Here is a 13,745-nt window from a genome sequence, read left to right as displayed (position 1 = left end):
CCGAAGAAATATAATTAGGATATAGTTTATTTTTTTATAAATGAGTTTTAAATTTTTATACAAAAAAGCCCCAATTAAGAGGCTTTTATAGGAGGTTTTTATTCAAACATCATTACCAAACCGGTAATTCATCTTGTAAGAAAGGATTAGAAATACGCTCATGCCCTAATGTGGACATAGGACCGTGTCCCGGAATAAAGTGATAATCATCACCAAGAGGCAGCAATTTATTTTTAATCGATGCGATAAGATCTTGATGGTTACCACGCGGGAAATCGCTGCGTCCGACACCACCTTTAAACAACACATCTCCCATGGAAATGAGCTTGTCTGCATGGTTCACGAAAACAATATGACCGGGTGTATGGCCAGGGCAATGCAGCACATCAAACTTGATGTTCCCACACATGATGCTATCCCCCTCTTCTAACCAATGATCTGGTGTGAAATCAGGGCAATCACCAATATAAAACATCGCATTTTGCTCAGCGAGATTTTCAATCCAGAACGCATCTTCTTTCTGTGGACCATAAATCGGTACACCGAAATGTTTTGCAAGAGGGGCTGAGGCGCCAATATGGTCAGAATGACCGTGGGTAAGTAAGATTTTTGTTAATGTTAATCCGCGGCTTTCAATGGCGGCAATCAGCTTCTCAGCCTCACCACCGGGATCAACAATCACTGCATTCATCGAGGTTTCATCCCAGATAACCTGACAGTTTTGCATAAACGGGGTTACTGGGATAATAGTATATTTCATCGAACAATCACTCCATAATCTGTGTCACCTATGCACAGATTACCATGTTCTCACTGGACCTGTATCGATATGAATGAAATTGCTTTTCGGATAATAGCCCACACCGCCAGCACTCATTTTTAATGCCGCTTTACGGACGTTACTTAGCTGCAAGCCTTCAATATGGAAATCCATCGCTTGCCCACGGGTATGGTAGCTTTGCTTAGCCACACCAGAGCTCTTACGACGCAATGCATTATTCGTTTCTAATGAACGGTAACCTGAAATCAGCTGAACTGGCTTATTGGTTCCCATCATCATTTGCAGTAAATAAATTTGGTCAAATAATTTAGGATCAATGGTTTTCACTTTATCGCAGCGATAATCACGGAAAAGGTGATTTAAGCGAGCTAATTCAGATTTATTATAACGGCGACCATCGAAAAATTCGGTCTTTAAAAACTCACCTGTATTTAAGTTTTGAAAACGTAAAATTCTTGGGCGAGGTGTACTCATTGCAGCAAGTACATGATTAGGTAATAGTCCCAGACCGATTGCGGCAGCACCAATTCCCAACCACTTTCTGCGGTTTTGATCAATCATATCCATAGGTGATAACTCAGGTGTTAATTATTCAGTAAATATACATTTCAACTTCATCAGTCTAGCAAAGGATATTTAGCTTTAATGTATAATTATGTAAAGAATTGCGTAAATTAAGGAAAATCCATCACTTTTATGCAAAAAGGTGAGTGAAATCACTTATAACATGCCGATTAAGACGACTTTAATTCCTTACTGCGTATGATATGTAAACACAATGCATTCAATATATAAATATATTAAAACGGAATTGTTAGGAAGATTTAGGAATTAATGCAGGAAATAGCATCGAGGAGCCTAAGCCCCTCGAGTAATAGTCACTATTTTAAAATTACTTTGATTGCAGGCAGATATTTTTCTGCATTACCAATACTGCCATCATATTGATAAATATCAGCCCGGTATTGCGGTTGGTCATCTTTATCAACCCACGCAGTTTGATAGTAAAGGTACACAGGAATACGGTCAGGAATATTCACATAACGTGTTGAACCTTCTTTTAATGCCCCATCAATGCGAGTCTGAGCCCAACCTGCGTCACCTAATAATATCGTCGCTAGCTCACTAGCCTTATTTACACGAACACAGCCTGAACTAATTGCTCTGGCATTTTTATTAAACAAACTATGGTTCGGTGTATCATGCAAATAAATCGCATCTGAGCTTGGCATATTAAACTTATAACGCCCTAAAGAGTTACTTGAGCCTGGTGCTTGACGAATGCGATAAGGGAAATTCGCTGGCGTAATATTTTCCCAGTCGATTGTATAAGGGTCGATTTCATAAGCATCTTGCCCCCAACCTGAATAAACCGTATAGCCTTTGCGGCTAAAGTAGCTTGGATCCATTTTACCTTTCGGCGCAATATCCTTGCGCGCCAAACTGGTTGGCACACTCCAAGGTGGGTTAATCACCACATTATTCAGTGCGCTGCTCATAATTGGCGTTTTACGATCTGCACGCCCAACAATCACTTTCGAATCCAAAATGATGTCGTTATTCAGATAAAAATCCAATGTGTACGCAGGAATATTCACCAAGATTCCTGTACCACTACTTTCCGGCACAATCCGTAAACGCTGAATATTCAGTGCCATCAGCCCCGCTTTTTGTTTTGGCTGCATATTGAGCCAAACACGCGTGCCTTTACCAATCACACCGTCAGCTTCTAAACCATATTGAAGCTGAAATTTTTTCACTGCATCCACTAAGTCATCACTATACACACGGGCATTGGCGGTGACTTTATTGATCTCTTCTGGCGGTGCGGATGCATCAACGGCTTCACCAACCGCAGAGGCTTCCAATAATCCATCTCGCACTAAAATCTCACGGAGCGTCATGACATCATCACTGGCTTGACCCGGTTTTAATGCCTTTGTACTTGTAATTTCTAACGTATCTTCCGGCAATGCGAGCTGTTTTAGCATCTCTTTGCGCATCGGCTGATACATCGCGTGTTTCGGTGCTTGAGCCTTCACCCACTCACCCAGGCGATGTTCAGATTCAGCCTCTAACCACGGTTTCATTTGTGCCGCAGTTGGTGCGATAATTTTATAAGGACGGCTGGTGTATAACCAATATTGTCCCGTTGACTCAACAGAAGAAAGATATTGTAAATACCCCAACATAGCGTCGGATAAAATAGCATCACGCCCCATTTCGCTCAGCTGGCTATTTTCCAATGAAACTAACCATTCGCTAAATTGAGGTTGGAAACCCGCTAAGGCAAGCTCGGCTAATTGCTGTTGAAACTGGCTAATTGCCGTTTCATCTTGCCATAACAATTGCATTTGCCTGTCTGCATAAATTTTTGCCAACTGGTCCGCAAACACCAATTTTGTTTCTACAGGCAAAGATGCGTTAAGCTTTTCCAAGCTCTCTTTTGCCGTGACTTTACTCACTTCTTCAGCAACAACTGATTGAGGTTGTTGAATTTCCATACTGTTTTGCTGCGTATTTTCTGCTGCGGAAAATGCAGGGAACTGCATCGCCATCAGCCCACATAATACTGAGATCTGCAGAGCTTTCACTCTTCTCTTTGCCATACATCCACCTTAAAGTTACTACATGGATAACATTATTTTTTTATTATAGTGACACTATTTGATTATATTTAACTCTGAGAAGAATGTTATAGGAATTGACTAATTTTGTCTTTATTGATGAAAAAGTTATTGAGGTAGGCGATCCGAAATGAGCGCTATTTATAAAAACAGCATGAGAAATAGAATTGTTTGCGTTTACCACCAAAACTAAACGATATAACATATCAAATATTGACGTCTTTTATTCTCTCAATAGAATTAATTTAATATAAGTTATATTAAATCGCCGGAATATGTCATCAATAAATAAACACTATTTTGTTAGTTAAAGGCGAATAGTCACCTTTAACTAACTTTTTATCGAATATTAATATTCGGAATTGATAACAACTTCCTCACCAAAGCGACCTGCTTTTGGCAACGGTTGGTAAGAGGAATTTGAAGCTCGGAGAATACGAATCCCACGAATATCTAACTCATGAGCCGCAGCAATATCCGCATCAGCATCACCATAATAGATAGTTAATTTATGGTCACGCATCCAGCTTACTTTATTATTTTTACCGGGTTCATCACCAGCGAAAATGACTGAATTCATTTTATCTGCAGGAATTCTTAAGCCTTCTTGCACATATTGAGTCACAGTTTCAGTTTTAGTCTGTGTACGACCTGTAATAAAGTAAACTTTATCACCGCGTTCTAAGTGCATTTTAACTAAATCGATGCCCACTTGTTTTGGCATACTGAATTTATCCCACTCATTATTCATTTTTTCCCAGAATTGAGGGTTTTTCAGATAGCTAAAATCATTTGGGGAGAATTCAAGTTTTCCACGGTAAAAACCTGGGCTTGAGAATAAAACGGTGTCATCAATATCAAAACCCACCGCCATTGGTGCTTTACCTTCTAAACTCTGTTTAATTTGCTCAACAGAGACCCAATGAACCGGTTGTTGTGCCGCTAATTCCGCAACTGTCACTCCAGTACTGACTGTTTCTGGCATTGGAATTTTGGCTTGAGATGTTGCCGTAAAACTCAGCGCTAATACAATTGCACTTAGCGTTAGTGTGATTTTCTTCATGTTCGATCCTTATAATAGTTTTATTTCGTGATTAACTACTCACGGACTGCAATGATAAAAGTTTTCATTACATAAAAATGAGATTCAAATCTCATTGCGGTCATCTATTAATGATTTAAAGGGAAATGAAGATAATAAAAATAAAGAAATTAAAAATGCAAAGATAATAAAAAACCGACACAGTTTCCTATGTCGGTTTTATTATCTACAAAAAATCAATTATTGAGGTAATGCTTGTGGAGCCGGATTATCCTGACCAAAACCTTTTAACCCAACAACGTGAACGTGTTCCGTATTACCAGTCACTTTACGCACCAGTTTATAGGTGGTTCCTTTCTCTGGGCTAATGTTTTCCGGCGCAGCGATAATAAGCTGCATTTCCAGTCTGTCACATAACTCAAATAACGTAGCGATAGACTTCGCATCCAAACGCGCCGCTTCATCCAAGAACAGTAAGCGACATGGAATGATATCTTTCGCACGCAGTCGGCGGGCTTCTTCTTCCCAGCTCTGGACGACCATTACTAAGATAGACATCCCCGTACCGATCGCTTCACCCGTTGATAACGCCCCACTTTCTGCTTTTAACCAACCATCAGAGCCACGGTTAACTTCAACTTCTAACTCTAAGTAGTTACGGTAATCTAACAGTTCTTCACCAATGGTTTGCGGCAGGCGTTGCCCCATATCCATCTGTGGGTTCAGGCGTTGATACAGTTTCGCCATCGCTTCAGAGAAGGTTAAACGTTGGCTAGTAAACAGGTCTTGGTGCAATTCGCTCTCTTCGGATAGCACGCTCAACAATAAGGCATGGCTTTCACGAATATTCACATTCAATCTAACCCCTTTAACCTGACCAAATGCCACCGCTTGTAGGCCTTGGTTCAGCATACGAATACGGTTTTGCTCACGCTGGATAGTTTTACGAATGATATTCGCCACACTCTTCGAGCTAATTGCCAGTTTTTGCTCACGGGCAGTTAACTCTTCGGTCAGACGCGCTAACTCAATTTCCATCTGTTCAATCGCATCGATTGGGTCATCAGTACGAATAATATCTTGGCGAATGCGCTCACGCAGATGTTGGTACACTGCGATAAAGAACTGAATTTTACGCTCAGGATGTTTAGGATCTTCAGACATGCGCAACACATCACGCAGATGTTCGTTATCCGCCACCGCTAAACGCAGCGCTCCTAACGCTTTATCCGACATCGAACGTAAACTATCACCATCGGTATAAGCCAATTCGCGACGATGCAGACGACGCTCAACGCCATTATCTTTCACCAAGCGCATCACCGCACACCAGCCCGCTTTCGCCATCACGACTTGCTCACGGATTTGGTAATAATCTTTTTCCAGCTTACGCAGACGTTTTTGCAGGTTATCCATTTCCGCTTCACATAACGTCAGTTGTTTTTCTAACTGGTTGATGCGGCTACGGTTTGCCATAACAGATTGATGTAATTCATCACGGCGAATGCTGGCACGCTCTTGTGCATCTGGGTCCGCTTTCACGCCCATTTCTTGCATTTCTGCTTCAAGTTCTTTCAACATTTCTTGCTTGGTGTCGAATGAACTGCGCAGCGATGCCAAAACTTGATGATATTGCGTGCTTTGTGCTTGTTGCTGGCGTAATAGCTCACGGGCACGAGTTCTATCGGCTTCCGCATGCTCTAAACGCTGGCGCAATTTTTCATTCAAGTCCGCATTTTCGTTGACCATCCCCGTCGAATCACTGTAGCTAAAGTGCGCGCGACGCTGTGCCACTTCCACCAAGGCAAAGGCTTGTTGCTTCGCATTTTGCTGGGTATGTTTCGCCAATTCATAATCTTTACGCAGTTGATCATGTTGCTCAGGATCACTGAGTAATACCGTCACAATCGGCTCTAACTTCGCCAGATTGTTACCGTGCTTATTGATGAAATGTGCCGCTTCTTCAGCTTCTGAAAGCTCCTCTCGGATCTCTTCAACGCGATCCACCAGCGTTTCATCCATCAACAAATTCACTTGCGGCAATAAACGGTTTAATGCCAGTAGGTTTTCTTTGCCTTGAGCGAACTGTTGGCGTTGTTGCTGGGTCTGTTCTTCAAATTGGTTCAGTCCACGCTCTAATTCAGTACGTTTTTGATTTAATGTACGAATTTCAGCTTCAGGATCCGCTTCAAACGCCACTGAAATATGCTGACCGATAAAACGGCTAAATGCTTGGTGAGCACGCTGAATTTTTTGCACGTCAAACGACAAGGTCGCATAACGCTCAGCCAATTCATCACGCTCAGCACTCAGTGACTCTAAATGACTTTCACGGGCAGCACGACCAAATAGCGGTAACTCTGGGTAGCGAGAATAGCGCCATTGACGCTCCGATGAACGGACTAATACAGCATTTTCAAACTCTTGGGCATCAAAAACGCTGTCATCAAATGAAGATGGATCCCCTTCGATAAAGTACACATCATCAGGGCAATCTTGTAAATTTTCTAGCTGCTCGCGAACCACAGCCAAATCTTGTACCACAATACCGTGACGCGCTGGGCCGTACAATGCAGAGAAATACGCCGCATCTTCAATGGTAATATCATCGTAGATTTCAGATAACAGTACGCCATTAAAGCGCTCTGCCAGTGCCAGCATGCGACCATCTTCGGCACCACTTGGCTGGCTTAAACGTTCGATTTGCTTATCAAGGTCACGGCGCTGCGCTGCGACTTCATCACGTTCAACCGTAATTTCCCTTTCTTGCTCAAGAAGTTGCTGCATAAATTCAGTCACTTCAGTGCTATTTTCGAAAGTTTCACCCGATTGTTCATTGAGTTGAGTCAGTGCTTCTTGCGCCATAATCCACGCAGGCGCTTTAGCGGAAAGCTGGCTGATACGCTGGCGAATTTGCTCCAACTCTTGGCGCATTTGCATGCGTTTTTCGCCGCTCTCATTAACACCAGTACTTAACTCTTCTTGCAGAATTTCTAACTCTGCCATCAAGGCATCAAGCTCATCCGGCTCAACACTTTGGCCATAACGTTTACAGAATTCGCTCAGTAATTTTTCTGCATTACGCTGGCTGTCTAAACGCTGTTGCAGTTCAGATAATTGCATACGCAGCGGCTGAACACGCTCTGCTAAATGTTGTTGCGATGACCAGTCGCGCAGTAATGAACGCGCTTGCGTGTATGCATCCCCACGGCTCACATCACCTAACATGGTTTTCACCAGTTGATACGCTTGCTCAAATTGGCTATGCGCCGCATCCGCAACGCTCATTTTTTGTTCTAATGCGAGTAAGGCTTCTGTGGCTTGCTGCTCTTTGGCTTCAAAGGTTTCCAGCCATTCATCGATGTTTTCAATGGTAAGATCAGGTAGCTGGCAGAGTTCGCGAGCACGGTTTAAGGCATGAAGTGCTTGTTGATATTGAATCGCACGAGTTTGCTGTACATCAAGCGCTTGCTGGTAATCTGCCAGCTGGTTTTTCAGCTCATCCACTTCAATTTCAGCCGCTTGAGCACGGGCATCAAGTTCTTCGTGTTTCTCTGTGGCTTCTGCGACGACTTCGCTCTGTTCTTCAAGACGATAAGTGAGCTCTTCAATATCAGCTTGGTAGCGGTCAATTTTTTCTTGATGACGTAACGCCGCTTGCACCAGATTTAAGTGGTCACTTGCCGCTTGGTAGTCCGCTTCGATTTCCGTTGATGCTTCGTTTTGTTCATTTAATTCACGCGCCATTTCCACACTACGAACTTGCTCAACGCGTAGTTGTTTACGGTTGCTATACAGTTCGTTTCGGGCAGCTAAAGCCGCATCTAGGTGAATTCGACGCTCATTTGAGTGGCGCATATAGTCCGCAGATACATAGTCTGTGGCTTCGCTAATCAAATGTTTGAATAAATCACGGTCAGATTGTGTTACGCGGATGGCTTCCAGTGTTAAACGGTTTTCACGTAATGCCGCTTCCATATCTTGGAATGCTTTACGTACACCGCTGTTTTCCGGTAATAAATAATCACGTAGTGAACGAGTGATTGCACTGGAAATCCCGCCATATAAGGAAGCTTCAATCAAACGGTAATATTTACTACGATCGCCCGCTGAACGCAGGCGTTTTGGCAGTACACCCAATTCAAATAATACTGAGTGGTAGTCCGTGATCGAATTAAATTGCTTAAATTGGATGCCTTCTTGTTTTTCTACACGCTCTTTCAGGTCATTCAACGGAATAACCTTAGCTTGGCGCCCTTCAAACACTTCCGTTAATACTTCCGTTGGCACAGTGGCTAATGGCACGCCTTGGATCATAAACGGTTTGATATCGACTTTTTTATCGCGTCCTGCTACTTGCTGTAAGCGAACACCGACCATAACTCGTTGATGTTTAGAGTTTAACACATCCAGTACGGCATAACAGACACCAGGACGCAGCTTTCCGTGTAGACCTTTATCACGGGAACCCGAGGTGGCTCCTGCTTCTGTGGTATTACGGAAATGCAGTAATGTTAAGTCAGGGATCATGGCGGTAATAAAGGCCGCCATGGTGGTGGATTTACCCGCACCATTTCCCCCAGACAGGGTGGTAACTAATTCATCAAGGTCAAAAGTACGAGCAAAAAAGCCGTTCCAGTTCACCAGCGTCAGTGAGCGAAATTTTCCGCGTTCAATCATTCTTGTTCATCCTCTTCACTGTCAGCCAGATCTTGACTCTCATCCGTTTCGTCTTCATCACTGTCTCTTAGCGACAATTCCCCTTCAAGAGAGACCGCTTCACCATCACGGATCATGCGTAATTGTGCTTCTTGAGGATTATCACCACTACGTACATCCGCACCAAAGCGGAATACAGACTCATTAATAATAAATTTGCTGGAGTCATTTTGCAGGAAATAGACCATACCTAAACGGCGTAAACGGTTTAAGGAGGTTCTCAGTTTTTCCTGTAATTTTTGTTTATCAAGGTCTGAACCTGTGGAGCGTTGGTTAACAAATTTCAGTAATTTGCTTTCGTCGGCCAGCGACAATAATTCTTCAAACAGCTCTTGAGAGGTAAAGACCCCTTGGTTGGTTAGACGCTCAGGACTTAAATAGAGGTAGCACAGAATTTTACCCACCATCATGTCCAGTTCAGACAAAACAGAACGGGGAATTAAAGTGCTTGAGCGAGGACGCAAATAGAAAAAGCCTTCTGGCGCCCGGATCAGTTCAACATTATAACGAGCATAAAATTGCTCTAACGATTCCTGAAAATCCATTAAAAATGCATGATTATCAAGATCATCAATACTAATATGGCGACCAGCACGCAGTTGGCTGTCCAGCTCAGGAAAAATAGGGTTAGCTAGTGCTTGAGCCAGTTTAACTGGCATAAATTGTTCAATATTTGTCGATGACATGTGCCTGTACCTTGGCTCCGTGATCATTAATAGCGCGCCATTCTGCCGGTAATCCCGCCAGATCAGCCTCTGCGATACCTAGTTTTACAGCCTGATCGATAATAATACGCGCAACATCAAAATGGCGTTTCTGCGGGTATTGCGTCAGATAACTCTGTAATACGTGACTGACATCCAGCGGTTTGTTATCCGTTTTATAGAACGCAAGTTGCGCTTCGATTAACGCCGCTAATTGGTCATTAAGTTCACTGAACTCTTCAAATTCCAGATCAGGTGGGAGTTCCCCCATCACTTCTTGATCATGAAGTGCCAGCTCCTCATCACGCATATCAAAAAGCCTATCCGCATTGGCATAGGTGAGTGCCCAAGGGCTATCAAGGTACTGCTGTACAGATTGACGTAAACGTTGAGAAAATATACGGTTTTTATCCATATCAATCGCTGTACGGATAAATTTGTGAACATGTCGGTCGTAACCAATCCATAAATCAATGGATTGCTGCCCCCAGCTCACAATACGGTCTAGCTTGTTTTGCAAATCAAAGATTAGTCGGTCGACCATTTCCGAGAACTGCGGCGCATTCATATTCGCTTCTTGAATACGCAGTAAGTTTGCCTGTAGCTTATCGCCAGCTGCTTCTAACGTGTCTTGCAATTCTCTTAATGTACCGGACGTTTCAGAAAGTAGCTGTTCACAGTTGGCAATCGCTGCCTGCCAGTCTTGGTTTAAAAGTGCAGCAATATCATCTTTAACGCTGTTTTGTTGCTCGTCCATAATTCGCTGTGACAGGTCAATACTGTCAAAAATTTCAGCGACTGAATATTTTAATGGCGCAAAAACATGGCGGTGCCAATAAAATTCATCACCACCTTCTTCGGCTGATTCCGCTGCACGTTGTAGCTCTCCCGCGACAATCGATAACTGCATCGACAATCTTAATGTCGAAAATTCGCGTTGACGAATATAGTAATCACTAATGCCAATGCCGAGTGGCGTTAGGCGATAAATCGCATTTCCTTCGACAATGTCGCTGGCAAAGCGGTTAAATATTTTTTGGCGAACCATGTCGTTGATGGCGTTGTTCGCTCTGACAGCCAGTGATTCGGTGGTTTGTTCGAAGCCTTTGCACACTTCTCGAAACGCATCCACCAGCTCCCCTTCACTCATTTCACCGTTCACCCGCTCACTGTTAAGTACTGCGACGGCCAGCAAAAATGCTAGGCGCTCTGCGGGTAGGGAAATCGCAAAATCATTTTTTCGTGCCCAAGACACGAGTTCAGGGACGGTCTGGGAAAAATCACTCATAAATCGTCCTTTTGGGTTTGTTTGCGTGCCATGACATGAATATATCGCCCCATGCTAATATAGGGTTCTTCACGACAATATTGTTGCTCAAGCGCCAATAACGCTGGAAAGTCTTTTTGTTGTAATTGTCTACTTTGCAAATAATCATGGAACACTCTGACGCCACTTTTGCCTAAAATATCCATACCACAACCAATAAGCCACTCATCAACCTGTTGAGGAAAAAGCGGGTTCTGTGGCGATAATGAACGTTTGCGACGACGCTGGATATGAGGAGTTGCGAGATGAAAATTACCTAAAATTGCATTACGCATCACCAAGCCATTTGCATTATAGAACATGACAGAAAATATGCCTTCCGGCCTGATAATCTCTGCCAGTTGCTCTAATGCATATTTCTGGTCGCTAATCCATTCAAGTACCGCATGAAACAAGACAAAATCAACTGGTTCATCAAGGTGTTGAGCAATATCTTGAACAGCGCAGTGAACAAAGCTGATATTCTCGCTAATTCCTTGTTCATCAGCAAGCACCGATGCCCGTTCTAACATTTCTTCGGATAAATCGCAAAGAATAACCTGATGACCCATTGCAGCTAATTGACGAGAAAAATGACCTTCTCCGCCGCCCGCATCTAATATACGTAATGTTTGACCTTGAAAATGCGTTTCCAGTAACTGGGTCAGATCTTGCCAAACTACCGCTTCGCGAATTTTTCCTTTTGTCGTTCCATAAATATTTTTTGCAAATTTATCGACAATATCATCAAAGTTGCGGTCTGCCATCTGCGTTCCAATTACCTATCATGAGTTATTTACAGCATATCAAAACCAAGAATTATAACAGATAATCTAGCTGTTTTTGCATAGTACTTTATTTTGTATCCGATTTATTTTACATGGCATTTTATTGCTGATGCAGCTACATTTGACCCTATTCGCTTACATTATCTTCATAACAGGCTTTCTATGTTATTTCTGCTTAAAAAATACCTTGGTTCACTATTAATGCCTCTGCCCTTATTATTGATTATTGGGGGAATTGGACTGATTTTATTATGGTTTACCCGCTGGCAAAAAAGTGGAAAATCCTTGGTGACATTAAGCCTTGTTATCATCTCGCTATTAGGGCTACAACCCATTTCTGATCGGCTACTGGCGCCCGTTGAAGGCCCTTATGATAAACGTTATGAGCTTATCACCACGAATCCACCTAAAGAGATAAAATATATTGTGGTTTTGGGCGGCGGGTTTACCTATAACCCAGACTGGAGTCCTAGCTCGAATTTGCTCAGTAACAGCTTGCCTCGAGTCACTGAAGGGGTACGTCTTTATCTGCAGCATCCCGGCAGCAAATTGATTTTTACTGGCGGTAAAGCCAGTAGCCCAATCAGTAGCGCCGAAGTCGCATCCATGGTTGCTCAATCTTTAGGAGTTCCAGCGACAGATACAATCCCGCTAACCGAACCGAAAGATACGCAAGAAGAAGCCTATGAAGTGGAAAAAATTATTGGTAAGCAGCCGTTCTTGTTAGTGACTTCAGCGAACCATTTACCCCGTGCGTTGAAGATGTTTACGAGTCGTGGAATGCAGCCTTATCCAGCCCCAGCCAATCAATTGGTGATCACCAGCGATTTGAATCCTTGGGAGCGCTACATTCCTTCCGCATTTTATTTTAGCCACAGTGAACGAGCATGGTATGAGCTCATTGGTTCAATTTGGTGGCACTTAAAACCCGATAATACCCAGACACTCGAAGATAATCAGGCGGAGTAAATACAAAGGGGAAACTTATTCAGTTTCCCCTTGTTTTATCAGACCATTATTCACACTAGAAATTATGGCTGAAATTCTTGTCTTACCAATTCGAGATCTTCTGGTGTATCCACCCCTGCGCCCGGTGCCTTTTCAGCAACCGCCACATGAATTTTCTCACCATACCAAAGCACGCGAAGCTGCTCTAGCATCTCGATTTTCTCTAATGGGCTAGCATCCCACGCGATATAACGACGAATAAAGCCAGCGCGATAAGCGTAGATACCAATGTGGCGCAAGAAAGTATCACCGATGGTCTCTTTACTCTTTGCAAATTGGTCTCTATCCCACGGAATTGTCGCTCGAGAAAAATAAAGCGCGTAACCGTCTTTATCCATCACAACCTTCACCGCATTCGGATTAAAGGCTTCTTGCGCACAATGAATAGGGACAGCGAGTGTTCCCATATTTGCCTGACTACCTTGCAAATTATGAGCGACTTGGCGGATGATTTCAGGTGGGATCAGCGGTTCATCACCCTGCACATTGACAATAATTTCGTCATCGGAAAAGCCGTAAGTGTCAATCACTTCAGCCAAACGTTCCGTGCCAGATTGATGATCGGGATTGGTCATACAAGCTTCCCCACCCGCTGCGATGACCGCTGCAGCGACATCGGGGTGGTCAGTTGCAATAATGACTCGACTGGCGCCTGATTTAATCGCTTGCTCCATGACACGAACAACCATCGGTTTACCGTGAATATCTGCTAAAGGCTTACCCGGTAATCGTGTTGAAGCGTAACGCGCAGGAATAATGACGGTAAACAT

At 43.3% G+C, this 13,745-nt stretch carries 10 protein-coding genes; 1 reads left to right on the top strand and 9 read right to left on the bottom strand.

Going from position 1 to position 13,745, the window contains the following annotated elements:
• Positions 1–112: 112 nt before the first annotated feature.
• The 8 genes from ACIH2S_RS06535 to cmoM all read right to left on the bottom strand — a co-directional run bounded on the left by ACIH2S_RS06535 (position 113) and on the right by cmoM (position 11,946).
• A complete protein-coding gene (locus ACIH2S_RS06535; RefSeq protein WP_108478901.1) occupies positions 113–760 on the bottom strand; it encodes an MBL fold metallo-hydrolase in 648 nt (215 codons plus the stop codon).
• 39 nt (positions 761–799) lie between these two features.
• Positions 800–1,348 carry a YcbK family protein gene (locus tag ACIH2S_RS06530; RefSeq protein WP_108478902.1) on the bottom strand — a complete coding sequence of 183 codons (549 nt, stop codon included), beginning with the start codon at positions 1,346–1,348 and terminating at the stop codon, positions 800–802.
• A gap of 314 nt (positions 1,349–1,662) precedes the next feature.
• Positions 1,663–3,390 carry a L,D-transpeptidase gene (ldtD, locus tag ACIH2S_RS06525; RefSeq protein WP_108478903.1) on the bottom strand — a complete coding sequence of 576 codons (1,728 nt, stop codon included), beginning with the start codon at positions 3,388–3,390 and terminating at the stop codon, positions 1,663–1,665.
• Positions 3,391–3,757: 367 nt separating this feature from the next.
• Positions 3,758–4,471 (bottom strand): acid phosphatase AphA, encoded by a 714-nt coding sequence (gene aphA / locus ACIH2S_RS06520; RefSeq protein ID WP_036951738.1) that lies wholly within the window; start codon positions 4,469–4,471, stop codon positions 3,758–3,760.
• Positions 4,472–4,690: 219 nt separating this feature from the next.
• Positions 4,691–9,130, bottom strand: a complete 4,440-nt coding sequence (gene mukB, locus ACIH2S_RS06515; RefSeq protein WP_036951740.1) for a chromosome partition protein MukB — start codon at positions 9,128–9,130, stop codon at positions 4,691–4,693.
• Positions 9,127–9,855, bottom strand: a complete 729-nt coding sequence (gene mukE / locus ACIH2S_RS06510; protein WP_036951742.1) for a chromosome partition protein MukE — start codon at positions 9,853–9,855, stop codon at positions 9,127–9,129. The genes mukB and mukE overlap by 4 nt, the downstream gene beginning before the upstream one ends.
• A complete protein-coding gene (gene mukF, locus ACIH2S_RS06505; protein WP_036951744.1) occupies positions 9,836–11,161 on the bottom strand; it encodes a chromosome partition protein MukF in 1,326 nt (441 codons plus the stop codon). Before mukF ends, mukE begins: the two co-directional genes overlap by 20 nt.
• A complete protein-coding gene (gene cmoM, locus ACIH2S_RS06500; RefSeq protein WP_108478905.1) occupies positions 11,158–11,946 on the bottom strand; it encodes a tRNA uridine 5-oxyacetic acid(34) methyltransferase CmoM in 789 nt (262 codons plus the stop codon). Before cmoM ends, mukF begins: the two co-directional genes overlap by 4 nt.
• Positions 11,947–12,129: 183 nt before the next feature.
• On the opposite strand from cmoM, the gene elyC reads away from it, so the two are divergent.
• The gene (gene elyC / locus ACIH2S_RS06495; RefSeq protein WP_108478906.1) at positions 12,130–12,936 is read left to right on the top strand and encodes an envelope biogenesis factor ElyC; all 807 of its coding nucleotides are present in this window, start codon (positions 12,130–12,132) and stop codon (positions 12,934–12,936) included.
• A 62-nt stretch (positions 12,937–12,998) separates the two neighbouring features.
• Here the strand turns inward: elyC and kdsB are convergent, their stop codons facing one another.
• Positions 12,999–13,745: a 3-deoxy-manno-octulosonate cytidylyltransferase gene (gene kdsB, locus ACIH2S_RS06490; protein ID WP_036951753.1), complete on the bottom strand. Its 747-nt coding sequence runs from the start codon at positions 13,743–13,745 to the stop codon at positions 12,999–13,001.

Source organism: Providencia lanzhouensis, assembly GCF_050469745.1.
In the GTDB taxonomy this organism is placed as follows: domain Bacteria; phylum Pseudomonadota; class Gammaproteobacteria; order Enterobacterales; family Enterobacteriaceae; genus Providencia; species Providencia lanzhouensis.
Note: the sequence above shows the minus strand (reverse complement) of the source record. Positions and strands in the feature narration are given on the sequence as shown.

Excerpts from the sequence above, each read along its gene's own strand:
- ACIH2S_RS06535 (WP_108478901.1), bottom strand. The coding sequence starts at position 760 with ATGAAATATACTATTATCCCAGTAACCCCGTTTATGCAAAACTGTCAG.
- ACIH2S_RS06530 (WP_108478902.1), bottom strand. The coding sequence starts at position 1,348 with ATGGATATGATTGATCAAAACCGCAGAAAGTGGTTGGGAATTGGTGCT.
- ldtD (WP_108478903.1), bottom strand. The coding sequence starts at position 3,390 with ATGGCAAAGAGAAGAGTGAAAGCTCTGCAGATCTCAGTATTATGTGGG.
- aphA (WP_036951738.1), bottom strand. The coding sequence starts at position 4,471 with ATGAAGAAAATCACACTAACGCTAAGTGCAATTGTATTAGCGCTGAGT.
- mukB (WP_036951740.1), bottom strand. The coding sequence starts at position 9,130 with ATGATTGAACGCGGAAAATTTCGCTCACTGACGCTGGTGAACTGGAAC.
- mukE (WP_036951742.1), bottom strand. The coding sequence starts at position 9,855 with ATGTCATCGACAAATATTGAACAATTTATGCCAGTTAAACTGGCTCAA.
- mukF (WP_036951744.1), bottom strand. The coding sequence starts at position 11,161 with ATGAGTGATTTTTCCCAGACCGTCCCTGAACTCGTGTCTTGGGCACGA.
- cmoM (WP_108478905.1), bottom strand. The coding sequence starts at position 11,946 with ATGGCAGACCGCAACTTTGATGATATTGTCGATAAATTTGCAAAAAAT.
- elyC (WP_108478906.1), top strand. The coding sequence starts at position 12,130 with ATGTTATTTCTGCTTAAAAAATACCTTGGTTCACTATTAATGCCTCTG.
- kdsB (WP_036951753.1), bottom strand. The coding sequence starts at position 13,745 with ATGTTTACCGTCATTATTCCTGCGCGTTACGCTTCAACACGATTACCG.